The organism is Actinomycetospora sp. CA-101289 (genome assembly GCF_050955895.1).
Lineage (GTDB): Bacteria > Actinomycetota > Actinomycetes > Mycobacteriales > Pseudonocardiaceae > Actinomycetospora.
The window spans coordinates 71,429-97,156 of record NZ_CP192093.1 but is presented as its reverse complement, the minus strand read 5'-3'; the positions used below and the strand labels follow the sequence as shown (position 1 = coordinate 97,156).

At 67.0% G+C, this 25,728-nt stretch carries 23 protein-coding genes, 1 tRNA gene and 1 pseudogene; 13 read left to right on the top strand and 12 right to left on the bottom strand.

Features of this window, described 5'->3' with window-relative positions; translation table 11 throughout:
- Positions 1-305: 305 nt before the first annotated feature.
- From ACQPX6_RS00410 to ACQPX6_RS00385, 6 genes and pseudogenes are all read right to left on the bottom strand, one after another.
- Positions 306-394: transfer RNA gene (locus tag ACQPX6_RS00410), tRNA-Ala, on the bottom strand.
- 159 nt (positions 395-553) lie between these two features.
- The gene (locus tag ACQPX6_RS00405) at positions 554-856 is read right to left on the bottom strand and encodes a histone-like nucleoid-structuring protein Lsr2 (RefSeq protein WP_433784670.1); all 303 of its coding nucleotides are present in this window, start codon (positions 854-856) and stop codon (positions 554-556) included.
- 1,441 nt (positions 857-2,297) lie between these two features.
- Positions 2,298-2,423: pseudogene (locus ACQPX6_RS00400) on the bottom strand (IS3 family transposase); the annotation flags it as partial.
- Positions 2,424-2,472: 49 nt separating this feature from the next.
- A complete protein-coding gene (locus ACQPX6_RS00395) occupies positions 2,473-3,249 on the bottom strand; it encodes a nucleotidyltransferase family protein (RefSeq protein ID WP_433784669.1) in 777 nt (258 codons plus the stop codon).
- Entirely contained in the window at positions 3,246-4,184 is a 939-nt protein-coding gene (locus ACQPX6_RS00390) for an NAD-dependent epimerase/dehydratase family protein (protein WP_433784668.1), read from the bottom strand. The genes ACQPX6_RS00395 and ACQPX6_RS00390 overlap by 4 nt, the downstream gene beginning before the upstream one ends.
- Entirely contained in the window at positions 4,181-5,974 is a 1,794-nt protein-coding gene (locus ACQPX6_RS00385; protein ID WP_433784666.1) for a helix-turn-helix domain-containing protein, read from the bottom strand. Before ACQPX6_RS00385 ends, ACQPX6_RS00390 begins: the two co-directional genes overlap by 4 nt.
- Positions 5,975-6,567: 593 nt before the next feature.
- Here ACQPX6_RS00385 and ACQPX6_RS00380 point away from each other — a divergent pair.
- Together ACQPX6_RS00380 and ACQPX6_RS00375 are read left to right on the top strand one after the other, a co-directional pair.
- Positions 6,568-6,726: a hypothetical protein gene (locus tag ACQPX6_RS00380; protein WP_433784665.1), complete on the top strand. Its 159-nt coding sequence runs from the start codon at positions 6,568-6,570 to the stop codon at positions 6,724-6,726.
- Positions 6,727-8,238: 1,512 nt separating this feature from the next.
- Entirely contained in the window at positions 8,239-8,769 is a 531-nt protein-coding gene (locus ACQPX6_RS00375; RefSeq protein ID WP_433784663.1) for an MFS transporter, read from the top strand.
- A gap of 2 nt (positions 8,770-8,771) precedes the next feature.
- Here ACQPX6_RS00375 and ACQPX6_RS00370 read toward each other — a convergent pair whose 3' ends face one another.
- The 3 genes from ACQPX6_RS00370 to ACQPX6_RS00360 all read right to left on the bottom strand — a co-directional run bounded on the left by ACQPX6_RS00370 (position 8,772) and on the right by ACQPX6_RS00360 (position 10,811).
- A complete protein-coding gene (locus tag ACQPX6_RS00370; RefSeq protein ID WP_433788412.1) occupies positions 8,772-8,993 on the bottom strand; it encodes a GntR family transcriptional regulator in 222 nt (73 codons plus the stop codon).
- A 410-nt stretch (positions 8,994-9,403) separates the two neighbouring features.
- Positions 9,404-10,483: an IS110 family transposase gene (locus ACQPX6_RS00365; protein WP_433781620.1), complete on the bottom strand. Its 1,080-nt coding sequence runs from the start codon at positions 10,481-10,483 to the stop codon at positions 9,404-9,406.
- 109 nt (positions 10,484-10,592) lie between these two features.
- Positions 10,593-10,811: a tyrosine-type recombinase/integrase gene (locus tag ACQPX6_RS00360; RefSeq protein ID WP_433788411.1), complete on the bottom strand. Its 219-nt coding sequence runs from the start codon at positions 10,809-10,811 to the stop codon at positions 10,593-10,595.
- On the opposite strand from ACQPX6_RS00360, the gene ACQPX6_RS00355 reads away from it, so the two are divergent.
- On the top strand, positions 10,792-11,055 hold the full coding sequence (locus ACQPX6_RS00355; protein ID WP_433788423.1) for a hypothetical protein: 264 nt from the start codon (positions 10,792-10,794) through the stop codon (positions 11,053-11,055). The two genes, ACQPX6_RS00360 and ACQPX6_RS00355, sit on opposite strands and share 20 nt — an antisense overlap.
- Before the next feature lie 808 nt (positions 11,056-11,863).
- Here ACQPX6_RS00355 and ACQPX6_RS00350 read toward each other — a convergent pair.
- Entirely contained in the window at positions 11,864-12,451 is a 588-nt protein-coding gene (locus tag ACQPX6_RS00350; RefSeq protein ID WP_433784662.1) for a hypothetical protein, read from the bottom strand.
- A 769-nt stretch (positions 12,452-13,220) separates the two neighbouring features.
- Between ACQPX6_RS00350 and ACQPX6_RS00345 the strand changes: the two genes are divergently transcribed.
- A complete protein-coding gene (locus ACQPX6_RS00345) occupies positions 13,221-14,306 on the top strand; it encodes a hypothetical protein (RefSeq protein WP_433784661.1) in 1,086 nt (361 codons plus the stop codon).
- A gap of 814 nt (positions 14,307-15,120) precedes the next feature.
- On the opposite strand, the gene ACQPX6_RS00340 is transcribed toward ACQPX6_RS00345, so the two are convergent.
- Both ACQPX6_RS00340 and ACQPX6_RS00335 read right to left on the bottom strand, forming a co-directional pair.
- Positions 15,121-15,723: a hypothetical protein gene (locus tag ACQPX6_RS00340; protein WP_433784660.1), complete on the bottom strand. Its 603-nt coding sequence runs from the start codon at positions 15,721-15,723 to the stop codon at positions 15,121-15,123.
- Between the two features lie 1,423 nt (positions 15,724-17,146).
- Complete coding sequence (locus tag ACQPX6_RS00335) at positions 17,147-17,992, bottom strand: GntR family transcriptional regulator (RefSeq protein WP_433784659.1); 846 nt, start codon at positions 17,990-17,992, stop codon at positions 17,147-17,149.
- A gap of 193 nt (positions 17,993-18,185) precedes the next feature.
- Between ACQPX6_RS00335 and ACQPX6_RS00330 the strand changes: the two genes are divergently transcribed.
- From ACQPX6_RS00330 to ACQPX6_RS00290, 9 genes are all read left to right on the top strand, one after another.
- Positions 18,186-18,587 (top strand): hypothetical protein, encoded by a 402-nt coding sequence (locus ACQPX6_RS00330; protein WP_433784658.1) that lies wholly within the window; start codon positions 18,186-18,188, stop codon positions 18,585-18,587.
- Positions 18,587-18,955: a WhiB family transcriptional regulator gene (locus ACQPX6_RS00325; RefSeq protein ID WP_433784657.1), complete on the top strand. Its 369-nt coding sequence runs from the start codon at positions 18,587-18,589 to the stop codon at positions 18,953-18,955. Before ACQPX6_RS00330 ends, ACQPX6_RS00325 begins: the two co-directional genes overlap by 1 nt.
- A 205-nt stretch (positions 18,956-19,160) precedes the next feature.
- Entirely contained in the window at positions 19,161-20,429 is a 1,269-nt protein-coding gene (locus ACQPX6_RS00320; protein ID WP_433784656.1) for a hypothetical protein, read from the top strand.
- Positions 20,429-20,653 carry a hypothetical protein gene (locus ACQPX6_RS00315; RefSeq protein ID WP_433784655.1) on the top strand — a complete coding sequence of 75 codons (225 nt, stop codon included), beginning with the start codon at positions 20,429-20,431 and terminating at the stop codon, positions 20,651-20,653. The genes ACQPX6_RS00320 and ACQPX6_RS00315 overlap by 1 nt, the downstream gene beginning before the upstream one ends.
- A complete protein-coding gene (locus ACQPX6_RS00310) occupies positions 20,650-21,006 on the top strand; it encodes a hypothetical protein (RefSeq protein WP_433784654.1) in 357 nt (118 codons plus the stop codon). Before ACQPX6_RS00315 ends, ACQPX6_RS00310 begins: the two co-directional genes overlap by 4 nt.
- Before the next feature lie 3 nt (positions 21,007-21,009).
- Complete coding sequence (locus tag ACQPX6_RS00305) at positions 21,010-21,198, top strand: helix-turn-helix domain-containing protein (RefSeq protein WP_433784653.1); 189 nt, start codon at positions 21,010-21,012, stop codon at positions 21,196-21,198.
- Between the two features lie 47 nt (positions 21,199-21,245).
- On the top strand, positions 21,246-22,334 hold the full coding sequence (locus ACQPX6_RS00300) for a tyrosine-type recombinase/integrase (protein ID WP_433784652.1): 1,089 nt from the start codon (positions 21,246-21,248) through the stop codon (positions 22,332-22,334).
- Positions 22,335-22,949: 615 nt separating this feature from the next.
- Positions 22,950-23,753 (top strand): DUF3152 domain-containing protein, encoded by an 804-nt coding sequence (locus tag ACQPX6_RS00295; protein ID WP_433784651.1) that lies wholly within the window; start codon positions 22,950-22,952, stop codon positions 23,751-23,753.
- A gap of 751 nt (positions 23,754-24,504) precedes the next feature.
- Positions 24,505-24,876 (top strand): histone-like nucleoid-structuring protein Lsr2, encoded by a 372-nt coding sequence (locus ACQPX6_RS00290; RefSeq protein ID WP_433784650.1) that lies wholly within the window; start codon positions 24,505-24,507, stop codon positions 24,874-24,876.
- Positions 24,877-25,728: the final 852 nt, after the last annotated feature.

Below are 25,728 nucleotides of genomic sequence, written 5' to 3'. Positions count from 1 at the left end.
ACCCGCGAGCCCGCGAGGCCCTGCTCCGCTCGGAGGAGAACGCAGCGCCATGACGGCCGCCACCACCACTCACGTCGCTCGTCGCACCGGCGCCTACCGCGTCGACCGCGACAGGGCAGGTGCGCCGCGCCATCGGTTCGGCTGGACGCCAGGCCGTGGCAGGTGCCGGGCGCCGGAGCCCATGGAGCACCCCACGCTCGGAGGGTGTCGCGGAAGGTACAGAGCTGACGAGCACCGCCTTGATTTCGTGCCACGTCCGGACACGGACGGCCGCCGCTAGGCGCGTTACTGCAGGTCAGACACGGTGGAGACGAAGGGAATCGAACCCTCAACCCCCGCCTTGCAAAGACGGCAGACCGCGTTGACAAGGACCTCTACCAGCAACGACGTCCTCGAACAGCGACACACCGTGCTCCTGGGCAACATCGATACGCCACGTTTCGTGTCACGAGCCGTGTCACGACGCCGGGGGCGGCCGGCGACGCTCAGGGGCAAACTGAGCATCTCGCCGCCGCTTCCATGAGCCGGGGGGCGCCGGCGTTGCGGTTAGCTGCTACTTGTGGGCGGCGTCGTAGGCCTCAACGACGTTGCTCGGCAGGCGCCCGCGATCACTGACCGCCCAGCCGCTGCTCTTGGCCCAGTCACGGATGGCCTTCATCGCTTCGCGACCGCGGCCCGCGGCGTTCGCCACGGCACCGCTCGAGGCCGAGGAGCGGCCTCGGCTGCCCGTGCCGGAGCGAGCGCGACCGCCGGTGCGGCGAGCGGCAGCGATGTAGGGCGCGAAGACCTCGCGCAGCGCTTCAGCGTTGTCCTTGGCGAGGTCGATCTCATAGGTCACCCCGTCGACTGCGGTCACCAAGCCGGGGTTACGCCAGCGCCCGCGAGCCCACCAAGCCGTCGATATCGAGGTGCTTCGCGGCAGCAAGCGGATTCGAAGATCACCGCACCCGGGCCCTACAGCGTGTTCCAGCATCTTCGCGGTCGGAGGCGTGTTCTGGGGCCGCACCACGAGCCGTTGGTAGCCGCTGGTTCGCACCACGAGCCGGACCAAGAGCGTTCGGACTGCATGCCGCCACGGAAGATTTTGGACCTCTGTCTGCGGTACATGGTTTACCAAGCAAGGCGAGTTCCTCGTTCAACCTTGAGACCTAAGGACCGTCTTGGCCGGCGGTAAGGCGATCGTCGATGACGTTTACCTTGCGCGAATCCTTGAACGCCGAATTCGAGAAGTCGCCGACCTCGCTAATGAGTCGATCCCCGTAGTCCTGTGAATTCTCGATCTTGAGGACCAGACAGAACGGGTCCGCGCCTCCAAAGCGTCCGCGAAGTTGGTCGTACTTGTAAGGAATCTGGCCGCGCCCCCATTACCCAACGCCGTTTGGCCACAGATAAGGAAAACAGGATTGTGACCTGTAGGGATTCTCGCCAAGACGACGTAATCACTTACGCCAGGCCGGCGAGCGAACTCTTGACCCTTGACGCGAATTGTGAGAGCGGGGTTAGACTTGTCATATTTGTCAAAAGTCAGCCCCGGAAGAAACGTGCGCAAGTGGGCCTCCATCCTAGTATTGGCGTCTGGCCCGCCGATGACGAACTCAGTCTTGTCGCCAAGCAAGTCACGAAACTGCGATTCGTCCCCCTGCACAAAGCAACTCGGTCTGAGCTCCAGATTCCCGCAAGATTGTTGCAATCTCTACCATCGCAGCCACGTCGAGTCTGTGAACACTGTCAGACATGGGCGATGCAGCGTGACGAGGCACCGATATGAGCGCGGTCCGGGAGCTACTAACCCCGAAGAATTGCCTTCGGCGGCCGAGGACTCGCTGTTTCCGTAGGCGCGTCAGCGCCCAGCCCGCAACTGCTGCTAACGCCGCCGCGAGAAGGTTAATCCCTAAATCGCCGAGGCTCGACACTTTGCGCCCCTCTCACTCGTGGTGCTGCGAGGAAGAGTAGCGCGAGTCTGGCCGCGCGCCCGCCTTCCCTGTACTTGGGCAAGGGTTGCGGGCGTGGCCGCAGGGAACGTACGGGCAGGAGGCCGAAGCCGTTGCCGCCTCGCGCACGCTCCCCGGCCCGCTAGTGCCACGGTAGGACGCCGTTGTCGTATTGAGCTTGGATACTCCAAGAATCCACTCGCGAATATCCACTCTAGGTCATCCTCCCCACCTAGGAGCTAGTTGAAGTAGTCGTACACTCGAAGCAGTACAAGCCAGAGCACGAGGAAGACGTTGAACCGCCCCGGCGTGTCCGGAGACCTTGGGGTGCGCCCCGGGCTGCGCGGAGTCGGCCGACTGGAAGCTTCAGGCCACGACAATCTTGTTCTGGTTCTCGAACTCTATCGGTGGTCGCCAGCCCAGAGCGCTGTGTCGGCGGCGTCGGTTGTGCCAGAACTCGAGGTACTCGAAGATCGCGTTCGCCAGCTCGATGCCCCGCCTGTCGGAAGAGGATTTACCGCCTCACCGGTGTGAAGGAGAATCAGCGCGAACACCCCGTCTCGATCCTCCTCAACCAGGGGGGCGGGGAACCCCGCAACAACGAATCCACGCGTCGGTGGTCCGCCGGGGTGTCGATCGACTCGAAGGGTCCTTGGTGTCGGTGGGCGCGCAACTCGTGGGTCGCTGCCATCCGCGGCAGGACGTCGTGCTCCAGAGGGCCTGACCGACTGTTGAGGCCCTGCAACACATGCCCGTTCAGCACCATGTATCCGATGTTGATCCACTCGGCCAACAGCGGCTTCTCCCGCAGCGAGCGCACCCGGCCAGCGTCATCAATGTCGACGTGTCCGAAGGGGGACCGCGCTCGGGCGACGGTAACGGTCGCCTGAGCGTTCGACCGCCGATGCTCGGCCAGTAGGGACACGACGTCGACGTCGGCCACTAGGTCGGCGTAGGCGACGACCAGGTCCGAGGTCCCGACCCGGTCCCGGATTCGATACAGGCGTTCACCCGTCGCGACGTCTAGTCCCGTGTCGATGACGGTTACACGGCACTCCCACCCCGCGCAGGAGTAGGTGAATGCACTGCCGTGGGCGTCGGCGCGGGCCGCCCCCGTGCGCAGGTGCGCCGCGATCGAGGCGGCACCGTAGCCCGCGCAAAGCACTATCTCGACGACTCCGGACCGCGCGAGGCCCCGGATGACCAGATCGAGCATCGTGGTCCTTCCAATGGGCAGCAACGACTTCGGCAGCGACTCCGTCAGCGGGTGCAGCCGACTCCCGAGTCCTCCGCAGAGGACCACCGCAGTCGTCGTCATAGGGCGCGGTCTCGGGCCGCGCGGCGGTCTGCGTCGAGCACGTCACCAAGGATCCTCTCCAAGCTGGACCGCCGAGGCCGCCAGCCTAGCTCGGCCCGGATCCGGCTGCTGTCCGCCCGCAGTTCCCGCGGCCCAGGAGCCTCCGGGCCGTGTCGCCGGCGTATCACGTTGCCCGACGCTCGTTCGGCCACCTCGATGACGTCTAACACGCTCGTCTTGCGCTCACTGCCGATGTTGTAGGTCCGCACGGTCCCCGGCGAGCACGAATCCAGCGACAATGCGAAGGCATCCGCGACGTCGGCGACATGAACGAAATCGCGAATCGAGTCGCCGTCGCCGTCGATGACCACCTCGGCGGACGGACTCCTTAAGGCGGCGACGACGCCTGGTATCAGTCTCGACGTGTCGTGGTCAGTTCTCCCGTGGGAGGCACCAGCGGCATTGCACGGCCGCAGAATCACCGCGCCGATCGCACCGGTCGCGGCGACGTCAAGAACCGAACGGTCTGCGGCGAGCTTGCTCTCGCCGTACGGATTCGCGGGAACCTCGGGGGCCGACTCGTCGAGGGGCTGGTGGTCGGCCTGACCGTAGACCGCGCACGTGGACGCGAGTACGAGACGAGTCGTCCCCACCGTGAGCATGGCTCTGAGCAGGGTGAGCGTGCCTCCCACGTTGGTGGTCCAGAAACCAAGCGGGTCGCTAATTGACTCTCGTGCACGCGTGCGGGCGGCCAGATGACAGACGGCGTCGACGCCGCTAAGGGCCTCGGTAAGGTCCTCCACCCTCGAGATGTCCCCACGGAATCGAGCGACCCCCGGCGGGAGTGCGGATTCGATGGTGCGCGTAACTCCGACGACTTGATGGCCTCGGTCGACCATCTCTGCGGCGACGGCATGACCGACGAACCCCGTGGATCCCGTCACGAGCACCTTCATGCGCTCAACAGTTCGTGGCGGCGAGACCATGCTTGGTAAATGCAGGCGCGAGCGATGGGCGAGAGTTGGGCGGTCTCGAGGCGTTTCATGCTGTCGGCGGTGAACGGGATGCCGCTCGTCGGACGCTCCTCGGCGCTGGCGAATGCCCCCTCGTCGTTCACCAGGACCATGTCGCCGAAGAGCTCGTCGAACGCCGGTGCGGAGATAACGGCGATCGTGATCAGCTCCACCCAGAGCGTGAGAGGTTCGAGTACGACGGCGCAGACGTAGACCCTGAAATCACCTGAGAGTCGAGCCCGCTCGAAAGAGGCAAACGGCTCGTCGGTCTCGTAGTGAATTGGATCGGTACTGTTCCCGTCGTGTTCCGCCTGGCCGAGGAATTCTTCCGCGTACTCGCGTTGCATGTTGCGCCACAGGGAGAAGTCGTTGCGCTGGTGGACCGGCGCGATCGCAGCGGGCTGGAAGGCGCCTGCCGGGCTGACGTGGAGAATCCCGCCACCACTGGCCACCGAACTGGAGTCTCGGAGATGCATGTAGAACCGATGTCCGCCGACCGGATCCCTGCGAATCGTCAGCGTATTGATGCTTGGGAGCATCGGACGAGCCCAAAGGTCGAAGGGGTCGCTGATACTTTGCCGTAGCGGAAGATCGGCCATTCGCGGCATGCCTCGACCAGCGTCCATCCACGCTTGGGCGAACTCGTGTCCCAGAGGCTCACCGACATCGAGGGTCTCGAAGTAGCTGGTGTAGGTGAATTCAAGCGAGGGTCGCGCCCACTGCCCGACATCGATGAGACGATAACTGACCCTGTTGTCCAAGAGTCTCGGCTTTGCGAGGTCACGTAGCGCGCGGGAGTACCGGCTGTAGACCTGACCATCGGCGGCGAGCGGTAGCGTTCGCGCCGTCTCGGGCGAACCTCCGGTGATCGAGGGCGGTGGCGCGATGTCAGACCAGGTCATGGTGATCTCGTCAATCATCACCGGGCTGGGCGGGACCCATCCTCGCCCGGCGAGGACAGCGGTCCCGGCCAGGATGTTGTCGCTCGAGTAGAGATCAGCGGCCATGTGGCCGAGGAGAGCGCGGTTCGCGTTGAGCTCTCGGCGGACCAGGCGCCAGTGGTCCTGGCTGTCCTTGACCGGGCCCGGTAAGTGGCTGACGTGAGTGGGGTCGGGAATCGCATCACCAGAACGATCCATCAGAACTCCGAGCTGCGACGGGGGAATACCCAGCGCCCTGGCGAAGTGCCGGAGTTCGTTGACATCGGTGAGTTGTTGAGTGCCGTTCTCGATGCGGGAGAGCGTGGATTGATGAGTGTTGAGGAATTCGGCGGCCTCTTTCTGTGTGAGATCCTGGCGCTTCCGGTGCCATTTAAGGATCTCTCCGAGGTCGGACCCGTCCGGGGGAGCGCTCACCGTACGGGAGATCCGGAGCCAATCCAGGAAGTCGGAACCCGCGCCTGGGCTGATCGTGGGGTGGGTAGGGACCGGCCCGGACACGGTGGCGTTCTGCGGCGGCTCGTCCGGCAGGGACTCGACGGGCGGTGTCGCCGTCGGACTCTCTGCTCCCGCGATGAGCTCGAACCGCTTCCTGCTGGTCTCGTCCGCTCGCTCGAGCATGGTGTCGAGGGCCTGCTGAATCTCCGGGTTCGGACGCCGTTCGGAGTTCGCTCGCCACATGTCGACCGTCCGGGCGTGGACGCCGAGCTTCTCGGCGAAGGTCGGATTGCTCATGCGCATCGCGCGCCGCAAGGCGTGTGCGAGACGCCCCGTCCACTCGGTGACCGGGTCCACGCCTAGTAATCCCCTGCTCGTCGAGCCGCGCCACGGTGGACCACGATGCTGTGCGGCCCGCCGCCCACCCCCAGGCGGTGCCAGGCCCGCCCGTCTGCGGGCCCGGTGCGGGCAAGTATTCATCCCTGGCATACGCAGATCCAGCCGACGACACGTGTCGATGATGCGATTCGATCATCGCTGCAGGTCGGGGTCTCGCGACAGGAGCCATGGGCGTGTGTGGTCGATACGTGTTGGGTGGGTCGTCCGTCGAGCGGATCGCCCGTTGACTTCGGGTCATGACAACGACACCAGAGAGTCAGCGCCCATCGATGACCGGCGGCCCGGGTGCGCTTGGTCGAGCAACCCGGATCACCGCGTTCATCGTCGAGACGATCTCAGTGGCAACGTCCCCAGGTGCAAGCCGGGGGCGGGCGCACCGTGGCGGTGGGAGTCACTCGTCGACGAACGCTTACGAAGCGAGCGACAGGCGGCGGACTCTCCGCCGCGGAATACTCGTCGGCGTGCTCGTCGCCTTCGCCGCACTAGCCCTCGGGACTGTCATGGTGCGCGGCCGTCGGACGGGTGCAACTGCTCGTCGGAGGTCGGGTGCCGTGTCTCTCGGCCTCCGGATCGGGCTCAGGGTCGGCCTGATCCTCGCGGCCCACTATCTGTTCGCGATGTGGGGCGGCGACCCGAGCATCGACCTCAGCGTGTTCGCGATGCCGATCCTGTTCATCCCCGTGCCGGTGCGACTCCGGCGGGGTCGATGAGGTCACCCGCCGGACCGGGCGTCGCCGTGGAGAGCACGCCCGGTCCGACTTGGGTACGGGACCCCAGGGCCTGTTAAAGCGAACCCTGCCGTCCTGGCCGCAGACGGATGGCGAGATCGAGCACGTTTCACTGCGCCACGACTTCCGGCTGTGCCTTCCGCCGCCTCCATCTCAAATAACATCGATTGATCATCGCCCTGGCTGCACAAGTAAGCCACCACCGCGCCCTACGGCCCCATTGGTAGCGACCTTGGTCACCCCCTTGCCGACCCTGTCTGATTTGTACGGCTGAGCGGGCGCTGTCGGATCTCGAAGCAAGCCTCCCTCAAGGGCCACGACCTGGTGGTGTGCCGCGGTAAGCGAACATCGGCGTACTCGACCAAAACAACTTCTTCTACGCCCATCCTTATGAGCGTAGGTTGTGCAAGCGGGCCACTTCCAACTGTGAGTGACCGCCGCAACTCTTCCTCGACCGTCGGTTCGACGTCGACTTCGACGTCGCCAATCACCATATGCACATCAGGATCCAGGTCGTTGGCGGACCCGTGATATCTGTGACGAATGCCGAACTCCTCGCATCTAGAACGAACCCGCGCCAGGGCGTGAGATGGTGCATCCAACGGCCCGGAAGGCGTGGCCTTCATTGGCCACCCAATAAGAGTTACCTTCCCTCCTCCGACGACAATGCTACGCTCCGCCATTGGCTTCCCTCGACTCAAGAGCCTGAGGTCATCAATCCTGAAGCCGCCGAACCTTACGGTAAAGCATTCGCTTTCGAGTGAACGGCAGAGATAGGATATAGCGGCTGAAAGGTCCAAGGACACCTGCTTGGCTGGTCGCTGGTCCAAGCCGATGATAGTTGCATGCACTTCCTGGATTGCCCGCGCCGTGAACCTGTCTGGCAATAGGCGGTTCAGCTGACGTTGGACACCCTGTACCAGCTGAACGAGCTGTTCAGACTTGGGGCCGTAAAATGCGACAACGCTGGCATGGTTAGGGTCGATGCTCAATGTGCCTCGATCCCCCTTCATCTATAGCTCTGACTCGTTACATTCTTCGGTAGCCCGCCGTGGAGCTCATCTTTCTTGGTGAGCACCTCCCGCCCGTTCCGCTGGCCTGATTGTGTGCCGTCCGAGCCGAACTGGCGACACAGGCCACAGCTCCTGGCTGACCCGGGCCGCAGCGACTTCGCTCCCCCGCCGGCGGGCGCTCGTGCTGCCCGGCGCGGTCCACGCGGCGGCGACGTCGCCGTCGGGGTCGCCGTCGGGGTCGCCGTCGGGGTCGCCGAGGTGCAGGCCGCGGAGCAGCCGGGGGCCAGGACAGGTCCGAGCGGAAGCTCACAAGCGCCTACGGGCTCGTCGGCGAGCGCGAGTTGCTGCCCGTGGGCTCCCGACACCCCGGGCACGGCGACAACGTCGGAGCTCGCGCGGCCTCGACCGGTGTCTAGTTGGCGGTGATGACGGCGCCGCGGAACCCACCGCGCGCCAACGCGCCCGACCGACCGCGCCGGTCGTGGCGCTCCGGCTCGCCTTCGATCTCGACAGCGCTCCCGCCCTCGCCGCCTTCGCCCAGGCCGGCAATCTCGCCGGAGACCTCACCGCCGTGACCCTGGCCGTCGCCCTGCTCAACGTCGGCAACTTCGCCGGCCGCCTCATCGCCGGGCCGCTCTACGACCGCATCGGCCGACGCGCCGCGCTCCACGCCAACTCCGCGCTCCTCGTCCTCGCCTGTATCCCGCTGGCTCTCGGCGCGGGCGGACTTCTCGCCCTGGTCGCCTTGCTGCTGCTCGGCACGCAATACGGGGCGCTCTCCACCCTCACCCCGGCCACCACCTCGGACGTCGTCCCAGCCGACAGGTTCGGGACCACCTACGGACTGGTCTTCACCGGCTGGGGCATCGCCAGCCTCGTCGCGCCCGTCACCGCCGCCACCACCGCGAGCGTGATCGGGTACGGGGGCGTCTACGCCGCCTTCCTTCTCGTCGCGGCGCTCTCATGGGCCTGCGTCACGATGTATTCCGTCCCGGCCCGCGGCGAGGGATGAGGTCATTCCAGCGTCGTTGAGGGCTTCTCGAGGCAGGCGTCGAGGATGACAGGTCGTCGTCCGCGGCTGACCTCGACGAGCCCCCAATCCTGGAGGAGCGTGAAGGCCCGCTGGGCCGTTGCGGTCGCGACCGTGAAGTCCTTGCCGAGCTGCTTGCCGGTGGGGAGCTGGGCTCCTGGCGCCCACTCACCACCAAGGATGCGATCTCGTATGGGGACAGCGATGTGTGTTCGAACGGATAGCGCGGGTCCGTGTTCGCCCGCTCGACGTCGTCGACGTCGTTCGTGATCGGCCGCTCGGGGAGCCGGTCAGCTGATATGGAGGGCACTTCTGTCAAGTGGGCAGGGGTGATGGGCCCTCGATGCGGTGCATCGTGGCTGGTCAGGGCGTTGTGGGTCCGGCGGGGCCGGGTGGGGTGGAGGCGTGCCGGCTCGACGCGCGGTCAGGCTGATATGCGCGGGTTGGTTACCGCATGACCGGGTGTTCGTCGGGAGCGTTCCGCGGATCTAGGGGCGAGCGTCGCCCTGCTCGATGAGGGTCGGGCGGAGCTGCTCATAGCTAACTCGCGGGTCGCTCCTCGCGCTGCCTGCATCCGCACCCGGCACCCGCCGGGGCTTGTGGGGGCGGCCGCGTGTCAGGCGGCCGCGTGATGCTGGTGCTCGTCGAGCACCGCGAGGCTCCAGCACCAGCCGGCGAGCTCGCGGGCCACGGCCACCACCGACACCGTCGGGCGCTTGCGGCGCTGCTCGAGACGGCACCAGCGTTGGTGTAGGCGGCGGTTGCCGGCCTCGGCGCGCGCCCGCACCGCGGCGGGCTGACCGTCGGCGCGCCGGGCCCGTTCCCGGCTGGGGCGCAGCGGGCGACGGTGATGCCAGGCGGCTTCGACCAGCAACCGGCGGGCGTGCGCGTTGCCGGTCTTGGTGATCCCGCCCTGGACCCGCCGAGCTCCCGAGGAGAACTCTGAGGGCACCAGCCCGAGGTAGGAACCGATGGTCGAGCCGGTGAAGCGGTGCCAGTCGGCGACCTCGACGCAGAGCCCGACCGCGGTCAGCGTGGAGACCCCGCGCAAGCAGCGCAGCCGTCCCACCGGCCCGGCCAGCGACGTCGTCTGGGCCATCTCCTCGATCGCGGTGTCGAGCCGGTCGCGGCGGGCGTGCACGCTGAACACCGCATCGAGGGCTTCGTCGAAGGCCAGCTGCACCCCGCGCCGGTCGAAGCGCTGGCGGCGCAACCAGTCGGTGTGCTCGCCGGTCCACGCGCTGCGGTCCCACACGATGCCCTGGCGCAGCAGCAGCTTGGAGAGCCGATGCCGGGCACGCATCAGGTCTCCCCGCGCGTCTTCACGGGCCCGCACCAGATCCCGGGCGGCTTCCTCGGCCTCGCTGGGGACCCGCACCGCGGGCAGTTCCCCGATGCGCAGCAGCCGCGCCAGGCGCTCAGCGTCCCGACGATCGGTCTTGACCTTGTCCCCGGCCGGACGCTCGAGCTTCGAGGGCGCGACCACCTCGCAACGGACCCCGGCCGCGGCCAACGCCCGCGCGAGTCCGAAACCGGTCGGCCCGGCCTCATAGGTCACCGCCACCGGCCCCGGCAGCGCGAGAACCCAGGCCACGATCGCGGCGGTCTGCGGCGCCACCCGCTGGGTGCGGATCTCGCACGCCTCGTCATCGATCGCGCACCCCACGACCGAACGAGCATGAACGTCCAGACCCACCCACGTACGCTCTGCCAACACCCGGCGCCTCCCGTAATTGCGGCACCGTCACCGAGTGCGACGGCGACCCGCGCCAACTTACGAGCGAGGCGCCGGGCCTCCATACGGTCTAGCCCCTGTGCGGCGCGCTGGTCTGCCTCCGCCACCCAGGCCGCATAGACCCGGAGGGTGCTCCTCCGCAGTGCCCAAGGCGGGCGACGGTGCGGACGTCGACACCGCCGGCGATGAGCTCAGTCGCCGAGTAGTGGCGCAGGTTATGGAGGTGGGTGTCGATGCCGAGCCGGTGAGCCATCTTGCTGTACCGCTGCGTGACCGACGACGGCGTCAGGTGCTTCTGCCCGGTCGGCGACGAAGAGAAGACGAAGGCCTCGGGCGACAGCTCGAGCTCCAGGGCGACGCATCGCTCCTCGCACCGGCGGCGGTGGTCGGCCAGCGCGGCCTTCGCGCTGCTCGCCCTCGACACCGGCCGCGCCGACACCGGCGCCTACGCCTGGGCCGACCCCACCGCGTTCTACCAGGCACTGGAACGCGTCGGCGTCCCTCGCCGCGAGATCGTCGAGACGGTGCACTGATCGGCGGAGGTTCCCTTCGTCGGCGGTTCGCCCGAGCTCCTCCCTGCCGCCCAAGCAACCCCCAGCGGCAGCCGGGACGTGAACCCTGTCAACGAGTGTGGCTGGAAGCGACGACGAGAACCGCCCCGATTCGCGTCACGTCCGGACACGGAAGATCACGACGGTTAGGCGTCATCGCAGGTCAAGAGCGGTGGAGACGAAGGGAATCGAACCCTCAACCCCCGCCTTGCAAACTCGACAAGAGCCATGCTGCATGCAGGCCGGATGCGGCTGGCAAACCTCGCGAGCAGGTCATCCCGGGCCGCTCGATGTCAGCCCGTGCCGCCTGGTCGCCGCCTCGATGTGCCCCAGGCGTGCCCCAGTGCCGGGACGTCAGCTCCAACCGCGGGCGACGGCCCAGAGGCTCGGTTTGCGTCGCTGACGACGGCGTTCGCGCCACGTCCTGATCGTTCGCGTGGGACCAAAGTGTCTCTAAACGCTCCAGTGTCCACCGAACATTCGTGCGAGGACGGCGGCTACGGCTTCGGTGTGTGTGAGCCTCTGCTCCACACCTCGTCCTCTTTGAGGTCCCTGCGTCCTGCCTAACCTGCTGGTTCGTGCTGGGCTATCCACGGAGCTTCGGACCTGCTCATCCCTCGTGCCGCCTCAAATTGCATTGATCTTGAGCTAGCACCTCAGCGGTCCACGAGATCGAGAGACCCCATTCCCAACTCGCCTAATCACGTCCTCGCGGGTAGTAGCCGGTACGTGGGCCGGCGCCGACGTCTGTCGACGTGGGTGGTGATCGAGCTTGGACGCTCCGCCCTCACTACTCCCGCAAATCCAACCATAGAAACCGCGCGATGAACACATACAGCAAGCCTGTGGCGGCGAGGTTCGCCCAAAGCAATGGCCTATCAGACCCGCTACGAGCAAATAGCACGATGAAGGCCTGCACCTGAAAGGCCAAGGGGGCAAGCAGTGGGACAATTAACCCAAATCCGCCACTGAGCGTCTCTCGGGTCGACTCTTCCCTCGAGACCGCCGAACTCGAGAAAGCATCGTACATTGACCCATAATAGAGCGTTTGAGGCGGGAAAGCTCCTTGTTCAATACGCTTGGCCGTTACACCTGCATGCCACTTCTCGAGTAAGCGAGCGAATGCGTCCCTGTAGTCGTCGAACGCGCCAGTGCCCATGAAGACCTCCAGGCAGAAGTAGGCGACGGCGGTCGGAAAGAAGAAGAGCAAGCCCGAGGAATCGGCGACTTTCAGCGGCCCAAATGTCAACTCAGACTTGGGAGTCAGTACAAGGAGCTCAAAGATAGCAATTGAGAGGTAACAATACAGTGTCGCACGCCTGAGGGCCTCGTCTTGCTTAACGATGGTCTCGCGGAGCCAATCGAGGTACTTCTGCATCTTTTCCGTATCATTGGAGTTGAACGAGGATGTCACTCGGGATGGAAACTTTTCCATGTGTCACTCCCCTGGAGAAAATGGACTTCCGCTTCTATCGCGCAGCGCGAAGATGAGCACATCTCGCTGCGTACGGGCACACGTTGAAGCGAAATGACCACGACTAAGGCGTTCCAATTCTAATCATGGTGGAGGTGAGCATGGCCTGCGGCCTCCACGGCAGTCGCCACGTCGCGGTCTCTCCCTCGGCGGCGCGGGCTCTGCCCTGCCGGACCGCTCGTGCGGGTGCAAGCGCCCCTGTCGTCGATGGCCGGCGCGTGTGCTGGTTGGTGGCGCTTGCGGCTGTGCGGGCGGTCTGGCAGCCCTCGTGCGCGTCGTCGTGGGTGAGGCCCCGCCCCGACCACCACCTCTGTCCCGAGCTCGTCGCTGTCGGGGGCTCTCCTGAGGTCGGTGCCTTGGTCCAGGGCGGAGCGCCTGGCCGCCGGAGGCCGAGCCTCGTCCTGCTCGCGGCTACCGCTGCCGTGGTCCTGGTCGTCGCTGTCGCTGTCGTGGTGGCCTGGCCCGCCCGGGTCCGCCGCCCCGCCCCCGACGCAGTCTTTGGGGGTGCGGGGAGGCGTGGCCCGGCAGGGCCGGGCCACGCCGGCGCGCCAGCACCGGTCCTGACCGTGGGTGGTGCCCGGTGAGCGGGCGGGTTCTCGGTAATGGGCGAACAGGTCTTCACAAGACCAGGCAGCGCCGCGGAGCCAACGAGCGACTGAGCCCGAGTGAGCGGGTGGCGCAGGCCCAGCACCGACGCGAGACCCGATGGGTCCGCCGGTCACAGCTGCGCAAGGTCACCGGCCTGCGGCGAGTCCGGAACTGCGGGGTCCCGCTCGACCCCGAGGGCGGGGTGACCCTGGCGCTCACGAGCAACACCGACGGGACGAGGACGGCCGGCTACTCGGGGCTCGCGTCGTGCGGGTCGGTGTGGTGCTGCCCGCAGTGCGCCGCGAAGATCGCCACCCGCCGCGCCGACGAGCTGTCCAAAGTGATGCGCGCGGTCGACGAGGCCGGCGGCTCGGCGTTCCTGCTCACCCTCACGATGCGCCACGACCGCGGCGACCGGCTTGGGCTCACCACGGACGAGCGCATGCGACTGCGCCAGCTCGAGGACAACCGCGCCAGCTACGAGGCCGCGAACGCGAGCCGGTGGGATTTCGACGAGCACCAGGCCGAAGCCGACGCCATCGAGGAGCACGCCCTCCGCCAGCGGAAGGGCTGCTGGGACGTCCTCTCCGACGCCTGGGCCCGCGTCACCTCCGGTGGGGCGTGGAAGGCCGATCAGGAGCTGTTCGGCGGGCTGCTGGGTTGGGCGCGGGTCGTGGAGGTCACCGACGGCGACAACGGGTGGCATGTCCACGTCCACGCGCTGCTCTGCTTCGGCGAGCAGGTCTCCGCCGAGCTTGTCGCCGGCTCGGTCGGGGCTCGCATGTTCTCCCGATGGCGCGCGGCGCTGGATCGCAAGGGCTTCGCCGCGAGCGAGGAGCACGGGTGGGACCTGCGCCGGGTGCAGCTCGGCGATGGGGACCTGGCCGACTACTTCACCAAGATTGCCCATGAGGTCACCGGCTCCCTCGCAAGGAGGGTCGGCGAGCCGGTGGCCAACCTCCGATGCAGCTCCTCGCCGAGGCCGTCGACACTTACGAAGAGACGGCGCTGGCGCGCTGGTGGGAGTGGGAGAAGGCCAGCGAAGGCCGCCGTCAGCTCACCTGGTCCACGGGCGCACGGAACCTGCGCAAGCTCGCTGAGCTTGGCACCGAGGCCACCGACGAGGACATCGCCGCGGACGAGCTGGAAGCCGACACCCGCCTCCAGCTAGGCGCCGAAGCGTGGGATTACGTCTCACGTGCCCATCTCGGTCCTGACCTCCTGGCGATAGCCGAAGCCGACGGCCTCGACGCAATACGATCATGGCTGGCCATCCGCAGACTGCACTGGATCGACAACCCGCACGAGCATGCGAGAAAGTCGGGCACCCCTGCGAGATGACATGAGTCCCGCACAGCGGCGCCCGCATAGTTGTGCAACATGACAATGCGATGGGCAGGAGGTAAGGCGACTACATGGCGACACGCTTGGCTCGCGTAGGCCCTCAATGGAGCCCTGGGGAGTCGACCCGCTGGTCGCCTCGCGGGTGAGGCGACCGACTTGCGGCTATATGCCGCCTCCTCCACCACCGTCCGCCGCGCCACCTCCCGATCCCGGCCCGGCACTCGACGTCCCCGGCGGGAGCATAAGTTGCACGTTGTCATCCTTGATACCGCACCGGACCGCGTCGGGATCAGCCGCGATAGCAGAGATTCCGTCAGGTCCCGGAGCTAGTAAGGCTCGAATCAGTTCGGGCTGGGTCAGTGCCCTTTGCCGGTACTGTTCCGACACGACTAAGCACGTCGTCGGCTGAGGCGCGCTTATCTGAGGCTGTGTGTCCGGTTTCAGCAGTGCAACACCCAAAGTCGCGCCTGCGCCGACGACAGCCGAGATGATCGCGCCGATGATCGTTGCGCGTACTGCGGCACGCGCAATCGACAGAGCCTCGTCTTTCCGGCGGCCTTCTATTCGAGTCTCGGCCTCTGAGGCCGCGGTACGGAGCCGGTCGCGAGCCATCGCACGTTCAACGTCGCGCCATGACCTGTTCACTTCTTACGTCCGAGGTTTCGGACATCTTCTATAGCGCGATTAACTCGTTCTGCAGTGTCGAAGTCGTCACTACTGACCAGGAGCTCGCGATACTTGCATGCTAATACTTCCAAAGACTCAAGTTGATGTCGAAAGATTGTCTCGATATCGAGGTCATCGAGCGATGGATCATCCTTCTTGTCGTCAGCCTCCTCGGTGAAGATCACGACCTCTCTCGAATAGCGACTCCGCCTCGGTCGATGTCCGGCTAAGACGTCCTCGACGTCCGCCACGGTGGCGAAAGGAGACCTCGATTCTCTCAGGTTCTCAAGGACCATCAAGAGGCGCTGCACCGTCTCTAGGTACAGTCTCCGATTGTGCCTTGCCCTACCGAGGGCGAGCAGGGAAATCCCGAAGGGAACAAGAAGAAGCGCGATTACACCCAACACAATGAGGTCGATCAGTGTTGAGCTGGCTGACCAGAATCCTGCTGCCGCTAGCAGAGCGAGTAGAACTGCTGCAACGACCTGGAGGCGCCCGGTGCTCTTGATCTCAGCAGCAGAAGGCGGCGTCGCAGTGGCTGTGTAGACGGGCACCTCAGTAGACGACTCGTCCTGCATGACATAGGTACTTGCCACCGCCACTCCACTCAAGCTTCATCCGACGCTAAAGACTGGTATCGCTGAGCACGTCATGCTTCGGCACAGACTGCCCGAGCGGAGTATGCAGCGCAACACCGACGAGCGGTTTCGATCGGAGCGCTGCACGTCAGAGTGACGATGTGGAAGCACGCAAATGACCGGTCGCACACTATAGGCGCCTCACATCTAGATTGTTCTGCTACTTAGCTCGTCGATCCACGCCGAGGTCATATTCCTCACAAACTCAGCCCCTTCCGGCAGCCGCATCGGGTTGGCGTGAGGGCGTCTTGACCTTCCGCGTGCATGTCGCGCAGCGTCCCCGCTCGTTGCCCGATTGTTGGCCGCGTCAAGGAACCGAGCGAGGTCGTCCTCGTCGAGCCACGTCTTCGCGCGCAGCGGTTTCTCAGAGGCGTTGAATTGGCCTGCGACGCCGTCCCGAACGATCTCAAATACCTTGTATAGGTCGAACCAGTCCAATTCGTCTGCTCGGGTCCCGAGGACGGCGAGAGCTTCTGCGACCTCAGCGTCAGAATCGGCCATGTCCGCCACGCGAGTTGCCCAGGGGTGTGGCCCCTTTGGCTCCAAAGGAGACACAGAGCTACGACTGGTAGCGCCCTCAGGTCGAAAGACCGACGTTCCATTTCCCAGGTCGTTGTAGAGAGCACGACCTACCGCGATTGGGCGGTAGGAAGAGCTATGGAGACGACCTATTCCATTGAGGCGTCGCACGATGCTGTCGGCAGCAGGCCAGATCGACTCGTAGGTGGGCCATATGTCGTCGAACCCGGTGTAAAATAGGTAGTATCCCTTGGAATCACGATCTACGTGCGGGTCACGCGAGTACGTGAGCGATCGCAGGACCACGAGGTCTGCTTCGTCTCCGTCTAGGCGAACGATAGTTGTCATAGGAGAAGCCTTCACAACGGTTCGACGGGACCCGGCGGAAGCTGTCTGACGGCCCTCTAACTTCAGCTGGGCTCCTCAGGATGTAGCGCGACGTCGGCCAAGTCCGCAGCAAAGGGCGGCTGCGACGGTGTTTCTGCCCGCTGGACTGTCGTTGTCTGTGCGCGTAGTCGCTGCGCCGCGCTGACTAACGCGTCGTACGAGGCCGATCGGTAACCGAGGTCTGCGACACCGAGTATCGAAGCAAGGCGTCCAATGAGCACGTCACGTGGGTCGTCTCTTATAGTACTTGCGTTCGGACGAGTTCTGGCTGTCGCCCAGGTGAGTGGATGCTGTGACGTGGTTAGCTCTTCGACGGCAAGTTGCGCGCACCGATGGAGCGTGGCTCGGCGACGCGACTTGTCGGTGCCCCTTATTACCTCCCCGTCGGTCTCCAATCGGGCGCGCACGCGCTCGACGAGAGCCTGCTCGACCTCGACCTCGACTCCGTCTCCATCGCTCATGCCGCGACGTCCCAGGACCGCAGGAGCTGTGCGGCCTGCTCTCGTAGCGGCGGACTGTCTAGCGAGTTGTCGATGACGTCGTGCGCGATGGCCGGCGTGAAGGCGTGGTCCAGGCCGGCGACGTAGTCGTCCCAGTGCCCGAGCTTGTAGGTGTCGCGGGCGGCACCGCGTCGGCGGAGGTAGGTCTGCATCGAGGCGTCGTCGCAGCGAATCCACACCACGCGCAACGTGGCCTCCAGCGTCTCGGCGTCCGCTTCAAGGGTGCGAGTCCAGGAGGGGTCGCGCAGCTCGCGGATGAACGGCGCGGTCATGATCGCGCTGTTGCCGCAAGCAACGTTCTCGGCGGTGAGAGTTCGCAGCGCCTCGTACTCCGCCGGTCGGACCTTGGTCAGGTAGAGCTCGGACTCGCGGTCGTTGGGTGAGCTCCCGAGCTCCTGGAGCGCCATCTCCACCACGGGCCGGGTGGCGCTGTCTTTATCGAACACCGGCCAGCCGGTGAGGCGGGCGATGATGCGGCCCAGCTCCGTCTTACCCGAGCCCGCGTAACCACCGATCACCACAATCGTCGGTGCCTGCTGCTTACTCCGGGCCTGGCGCTGTTCGCCGGGGTAGTTCACGACACGGCTGGAGCGGTCGCGCGACACGACCAGGCCCTCGCCAATGAGCGTTTGCATGGCACGCGTGATGGTGGCGACGCTGGTGTCCCACTCGGCTGCCAGTGCACGCGTGCTGGGGAGCTGCTGCTCGTGACGGAAGGTGCCGGACTCGATCTCGGTCCGAAGGTGCCGCGCGATCGCCTCCGCGCTGGTCCCGCGCTGTAGCCGCTCGGGCGCCTGGGACATCAAGGCTCGGTCTCCCTCGTCTGCTCCGTACTGCTCGTTGCAGTGCGTAACACGACGGTACAGCTCGTACCTGCTTCCTGACTAACCCCCGGCCGCAGCTCACACGGGTAGTAACAGTTGTTCCTGCGTGCTCCTAACTGTTGCAGTCTGAGCTAGTCAGATACATCAGCTCGGAACAGAGGGAGCACAGACCATGTCGTTGTTCGAGTTCGCCGGCCCGCTCGACGGGTCCGAGTTCACCGCCGTGGCCACCGGCCACATCGCCCCGGTGATGGGTTGGGAGGACACCCCCAACGGTCGCCGTCCCGGCACCAACCCGGAGACCGACCCGGCCACCGGTGCGCCGTTCCAGGTCGTGGACGTACTGCTCCCGCTCGGGCGGGACGGCAAGCCCGAGCTGTTCGGGGTCCGGTTCGCGTCCCACGAGGTCCCCCAGCTCGCGCCGTACTCGCCGGTGGAGCTGGTGGGCTTGCGGGTCAAGGTGCGCGCCTCCCGGCAGGGCAAGGGCGTGGACGTCTCGTTCTCCGCCGAGGCCGTCCGCTCGGCTGGTCCCGCCCGGCCGGGCCGCCGCTCGTCCGAGGGCGAGGCCGCGTGATGCGCTGGCAAACCCGCGGCGTCTGCCGTGACCACGACCCGGAGCTGTTCTTCCCGCCCGATGACGCTCAGGGCGTCGACGGCGCCCAGGCGGTGCAGGAGCAGGTGGCCGCTGCCCGGCAGGTGTGCCGGCACTGCCCAGTGCAGCGTGAGTGCCTGGCCTGGGCGCTCGACTCCGCGCAGGACTACGGCATCTGGGCCGCCACCACCCCTGGCGAGCGCCGGCTCATGCGCCGGCTACGCCTGGCCGGCGTCCCCGACCCGGTCGCCGACGCCGAACCAATGTGCCCGGCCTGCTCGCTGCTGTTCCCCATGCCCGCGGTGGACGGGTCGCTGTGCCCGGCCTGCATCGAGCGGGGGGCCGCCTAATGCCCCGCCCGCTGCGCGCCTTGGGCTGGCGGGCCGGCGGCTTCCACTGGTGCGCCGGCTGCCAGGGCTCGGGCAAGGCCACCTGCCGCACCTGGGGTCGCAAGGGCTGGACGACGAGTTACGGCCGCTGCGCCATGTGTCGCGGCAAGGGCGGCCGGTTCCAGAACCACGACGCCCGAGGCCGCGGTTCCATGGGGAGGATGCGATGAGCACCAACCACGACGCCGCTGGCTCCGGCGCTCTCGCGCCCCGCTCTCCGGTCTGCGACGGCGACGCCGGCCGCCGCTCGGGACTCGGCCGGCTGCTCGATCGCCGCCGTGCGTGGGTGGCGGAGCGGCGCTACCTGGAGGAGTGCTCTCGCTACGCCGCGGCGGTCCGGTGGGAGTTCCGCGACCCCTGCGAGGCCTTGCGGGTCTGCCAGTGGATCGACACCCCGACCGGCCTGTTCGTCCGCACCCCCTACGTCCGCCACGTGACCGTCGGGCCGCCGGTGTCGTTCACCGTCGAGCTGATGCCCGGTCAGCGTTGCGCCGGCATCGCCGAGCAGGGGCCTCGACTCGCGGAGTCCCTGGGTGGTGCCGGGCTCCGGGTCGAGCCGCTGGCAGGGCGCTACGCCCGGGTGACCCTGCTCGACCAGGACCCGCTCGCCGAGACCTTCGCCCTGCCCTCGGTCTCGCTCGGCTCGGCGGAGGACTTCCTACTGCTGGGTCGGGACGAGGCCGCGACCACGCTCGGGCATGCGCCCGGCGGCGAGGCTGTGCACATCGCCGTGCAGGGCATGACCCGCTCCGGGAAGTCCTCGGCTTGCTACGGCTGGCTGTCCTCGCTGGCGGCCGCCCTGGACGTCCTCGTGGCCGGCGTCGATCACACCGACCTGCTGCTCGGTCGTCCCTGGGACGGCACGGTCCACCGCGACTGGCAGTCCACCGGTTCCGGGCCCGAGGAGATCGCGGCGCACGTCGACCACCTCGAATACCTCGTGGGGACGATGCGGGCACGGCGGGAGTCGATGGATCGCTACTCGGACAAGGTCACCACCGGGCCCGGCTGCCCGGTGGTCGTGTGCGTGCTGGAGGAGTACCCGCAGCTGCTCGACCTCGCCGACGCGCAGTCCAGCAAGGCCAACCCGCTTGGCCAGCGCGTCCGCATGGCGGTCAAGGCGATGGTCGCCGAGGGCGGCAAGTACGGGCTGCGGGTGCTGATGCTCGCGCAGCGGTTCGAGGCCACCGCGGTGGGCGGCGGCTACGTCCGCGACCAGTTCGGGCTCCGCATCTCGTTCTCGGTGCCGACCGACTCGCTGGTGATGCTGCACGGTGACGACGCCCGCGAGAACGCTGGCACCCACGCCGTCGCCGACAGGGGCATCGCCCTGGTCTCCGGCCCCGGCCGCCCCCTCACGCGCGTACGGGTGCCCTACCTCGGCGGCTACCGCGAGTACGTCCAGCGCATCGAGACCACCGGCAGGGCCGCCTGATGAGCATCTTCGCCCTCATCGTCATCGCCGCCCTCGTGACCGCACTGTTGGTCAAGAGCCACAAGACCGCCCCGGCCCTCGTGTCCGGGCTGCTCACCGCCGGGCTGGTGTTCGCCGCCTTCCCCTCCCTCGGCCCCGCCGTCACCAGCGGCACCGCCGAGTTCGCCCACCAGCTCGGCGCCGCCACCGACCGCGCCACCGACGTCCCCGAGGAGACCGAATGACCGGCAACGCCCGCATCCTGCGCCTGCGCATCGAGGAGGCAGCCACGGCACTCGGCGCGGCAAACCACGCGACGTTCGGCGAGACGGTCACGGCCACGGACGCCTACGGCCTCGTGGGCAGCCTCGACGAGCTCGTGCACCGGCTGCCGCAGCTCTTCGGCTTCATCGGCCGTTCCGTGAGCCAGGGTCCCGGCTGGTACTTCGACGACCGCGGCCGCGATCCCGCGTCCACGCGATCTGAAGCGACCGGCGCGCTCGCCCTCGCCACGGCTGGCATCGACGTCGTCACCATCCAACTCACCGCCGCCCACAACGCCCTCGGCCACCTGGGCCTCGAAGGCGCGGAGGGCTGAACGTTGGAAGCACTGACCTACAGCGTCGACGACGTCGCTTCGCTGCTCGGGATCGCCCGGGGCAAGGCGTACGAGTACGTGCGGTCCGGCGACATCCCGAGCATCCGCATGGGCAAGCGGTACCTCATCCCGCGCGAGCGCTTCCACGCGTGGCTCAACGGAGAGACCTCATCGCCGAAGGGCGCAGCCTGATGGCCGACATCGACGACCGATGACACCTCAAGACGCCGGACGGGCTGGTGCGCACGGAGCGCTACGGGCACGGCTCGCGCTGGCTCGTCCGGTCGCGCGATCCCGACGGTTCGCAGCGCAAGAAGGCCTTCCGTCGCAAGACCGACGCGGAAGGCTACGCCGCCTCCGTCGAGCACGACATGCGGTCCGGCTCCTACATCGACCCGACCGCGGGCCGGCTACTCACCGGTGAGTGGGCTCGCGACTGGCTCGCCGCTCAGGGCCATTTGACGCCCTCGACCTACGATCGGTACCGCGGCGCCATCGAGAACTACATCGTCCCTCGCTGGGCCACGACCCGGCTCTCGTCGGTGCGCCACGCTGAGGTGCAGAAGTGGGTCACCCAGCTCGGGGCGACGCTCTCGCCCAGCTCGGTCGACAAGGTGCACCGCGTCTTCTCCCAGGTCATGGCCTGGGCGGTCACCGACGACCGGATCACGAAGAACCCAGCCGCCGGCATCCGCATCCGCCGGCCGGCGCTGCCCGACCACCGGTACCTCGACCACGCGTCGGTCGCGCTGCTCGCGAAGGCGTGCGAGAACTACGCGCCGCTGGTGCGGCTGCTGGCCTACACGGGGCTTCGCTGGGGTGAGGCGGCGGCGCTCCGGGTCAGGCGGGTCGACCTCGGGCGTCGGCGCCTGGCCGTCGCGGAGTCGGTCACCGAGGTCAGCGGCCGGCTCGTGTGGGGCGCACCCAAGTCTCACGCCCGACGCACGGTCCCGCTGCCGCGCTTCCTCGTGTCCGACCTCGAACCACTCGTGGAGGGCAAGAGCGCCGACGACCTCGTCTTCACCGCGCCCGCCGGCGGCGTCCTGCGCGGGCGGAACTTCCGCCGCAACACCTTCGACCCCGCGGTGCGGCTCGTCGGTCCGGCCGGCTTCCACCCCCACGAGCTGCGCCACACCGCCGCCTCGCTCGCGATCGCCTCGGGCGCGGACGTGAAGGTCGTCCAGCAGATGCTCGGCCACAAGACGGCAACGCTCACGCTCGATCTCTACGGCCACCTGTTCCCGGACCGGCTCGACGACCTCGCCGACCGGATGGACGCCGCCGTGAGTGCCCCAGATGTGCCCCACGAGGGCGAGGAGGACGACTGATGTTCCCCGTGAAACACGTCAGTGCAGGTCAGGATGGGTGGAGACGAAGGGAATCGAACCCTCAACCCCCGCCTTGCAAAGATGGCCGACCGCGTGTTCCAGGGCCTCTACCAGGAACAATGTCCCCGTAGAACGTCACTCGGTGCTCCTCGACATCGCTGGTTGCTTTCGTTTCGTGCCACGAGGCGTGCCACGGGATGGCTGGCGGGTTGTCCCGCTTCGGGCCTACGGTTTGCTAGATGCCGAGCGGGGCGCCCGGCGGCGGCGAGCGGCGGTGATGGCCTCGTTGACCGTGCCACGCTGCTGGCGTGGAGCACCCGGCACGCTGGTGACTCTTCGCTGACGACGGCCACATCCGGGGTCGGTCAGTCGCATCGTGCGTACGCCGCCCTGCTCGCCGACGACGTCCAACAGCGTCCCACTCCACGAACCACTCCACGGGCCGGGCAGACGTGACAGGGCGTAGCTGCTTCCTTCGCGGATAGGACCGACGTCATAAGCCAATGAACTCGACGATCGACACCATGGCCGCGGCGCTACTAGGTCCGCCGGGGCCGGCGAGAGAGTGTCTCGGTGTCACCGGGTGACTGACGTTCGTCATCACTGTCCCCGCCGGTGAGGTCGGCGCCCGACGGCCGTTGCTGCCATCCTTCGTGCGTGCGGGTACCGCCACGCCTTCTCGCTGTCGCCTCCACGCCGATCGGCTGGGCTGTCGTCCTGGCCGTCGGGGCCGCCGCCCTCGCAGCGGCCCTCTCCCTCGCGGGTGGTGTCGACCGGCCGCCGCCCGAGACGGGACGGTCGACCGTCGCGGCGCCACCAGCCCCGCACGAGACCTCTCCGACGCCGGGCCCCGATCCGGCCGACCGCCTCGCGGGTCTCCTCGACCGCCGCGTCCCGGAGGTGGGGACCGGGGAGCTCGTCCCTGTCCCGGGAAACGAGCCCGCTCCCGGGCCGGGACGGGTCCGCGCCGTGCGAGTGGAGATCGAGCGCGGCGTACCCGTCGACGGGGAGGCGTTCGCGGACTTCGTCATGACGACGTTGAACGATCCGCGTGGCTGGGGTCGCGACGGAGCGATGAGCTTCGCCCGCTCCTCGGACGAGGCGCCGCTGCAGGTCGTCCTGGCCACCCCGGAGACCGGCGAGCGACTGTGCCGGCCCCTCAAGACCTCCGGCAAGCTCTCCTGCCGGGACGGGTCCCGAGCGGTGATCAGTCTCTTCCGGTGGACCTACGGCACCCCGGACTACGCGAACGACCTCACGTCCTACCGCCGTTACGTGATCAACCACGAAGTCGGGCACTGGCTCGGCAAAGGCCACCTCTCGTGCCCCGCCCCGGACGCACCCGCGCCCGTAATGCAGCAGCAGACGTTCGGTCTCGACGGGTGCGCCCCAAACCCCTGGCCCTACCCTGACTCTTAGCCTCACAGCTCTCAGCACCCGGACGCAGAGCAGTACGTCTTGACGGCGCCGACGACGTAGTCAGCGGTTATCGGCTCCATCCCGACGAAAGGCATCGCGGTACCCGGACGCGGGCGCCACCACCCAACGCTCGTCGTTGCCCTGGCGAGGCACTGCGCACCATCTCGCGCAAAGTCGTCGACGTTGCACCGGCCTGGCCGGTGGCTGAGCGTGGGTCTCAGCGGTGCCGGCTCATCGGCGCCGGCCGCCACTGGGCCGCCGGTCTCAGACCGGTTCGAGCAGAGCACCGCCTTCTGCGCAGTTGCCTGGGCCTGCGGGTCCTGCACGATTTCCTGACTCCCGGGCAACTCAGCACCTCGGCGGTCGAGCAGCGCGGTCCCTCGTCTTCACTCTTGTGAGTGAGGCCCTGCCCCGACAACCCCTCCCCCGCACCGGCTCGCAAGCTCCCGGGTCTCCTGAGGTCGGTGCCTTGGTCGAGGGCGGAGCGCCTGGCCGCCGGAGGCTCCGGACGGCTCCTGGCTCGCCTCCGCCGGCGCCGACAGCACGGTCCGCGCTTGGGACCCGGACACCGGCCAGGCCCGGCATACCCTGACCGGCCACACCGGCACCGTGAAGCCCTCGCGGTGGCGTCGCCGAACTCGGTGTCGCCGCGGTGCGTCGACAGGGGGTGGCCCACCGGGCGGCAGTCCCAGTTCCGGCACTCTCAGCGGTTCTTCTTGACTTTGAGCGCTTTTCCCGGAGCATTCCCGACATGGCACAGAAGACGGTCGTCTCCCTCATCGACGACCTAGATGGGGAGTCCGAAGCGGACCGCACGGTTCCTTTTGGCCTCGATGGAGTCGAGTACGAAATCGACCTGAGCGACGAGAACGCCAGCAAGCTCCGTGACGTCCTCGCTCCCTACGTCGCCGCCGCACGGCGCACTGGTGGCCGGCGCTCCCCTGGTCGTCCCGCTGCTGCCGCTTCCTCTACCTCGGGCACGCCGAAGCGCAGCCGTGAGGAGAACCAGCGCATCAGGGAGTGGGCCAAGAAGCAGGGACTCGAGCTGTCTAACCGTGGCCGCATCCCCAACGACATCGCCGAGAAGTACGACGCCCGGGAGCTGAGCCGGACGCCGGGCTGACGCTCCTGCGCGCATCTCTTCCGCAGTTCCGTGCCTACCGCGTGTACGTCAAGTCTTATGGGCACCAGCGGTCACCACAGGTGGCCCATTGGCACAAGAGGCGAGAGTGGGAAGCAGTTAGTGGATCGAGATCAACTGTAGATCGACGAAAAGTCGCTGTACGCGAGCTCGCGTGGCAGCTCGAGCAGCTCCTCGAAGTCGCCGCGTCAGCTCGAGATCACCGTCCGGCGGTGCTAGCCGCACAGTGGTGAATCAGCCGTCGAGCCGACCGTCACTAGTGTCGCCTGCGCGTTCGCGGGTCCACAGCGTCATGTCCACCTCGTCCTACCCCGCAACGCGTGGCGACCCGACTGGCGCCGCGAGTGGTAGTCCCACGGGTTCCTGGATAGGGCTCCCCGAGGTGGTTCGACGGGACGCGGTGCTGGCCCTGGCTTGGCGCGCTGCGTGAGGACCCTACCCAGGGGGACCGATGCACGTCGTGAACAAGACCTACCCACGGCGACGTCGCTGAACTGGAGAACGCAAGGAATGCGAGCGGCCTACGCGGGGCGTGAACCTGGCTGCCTATTCAATCTCGTATTGAGCGAGCTGGCGGTTCACTTCTTCAGTTATACCGTCTAGCCTTTCGGCAATCTGCCCACTTCTCCTGGCGCACAATACAGGAGGTCGATTAGTCGGGACGCAAGACACATCAGCCTCATTCAGTAGCCGGGCAATCACCTGAGCTCGAGAAGCATGGAGCCGGACGAAGGCGTTAACTGCTTCCCGCGGTCGCCCGAAGGACGGAGTAGGACGACCGCTAGGCTTCACGTGCGTGACCTTGCTAACAACCCAAGGCGGAATGCCTTTGAT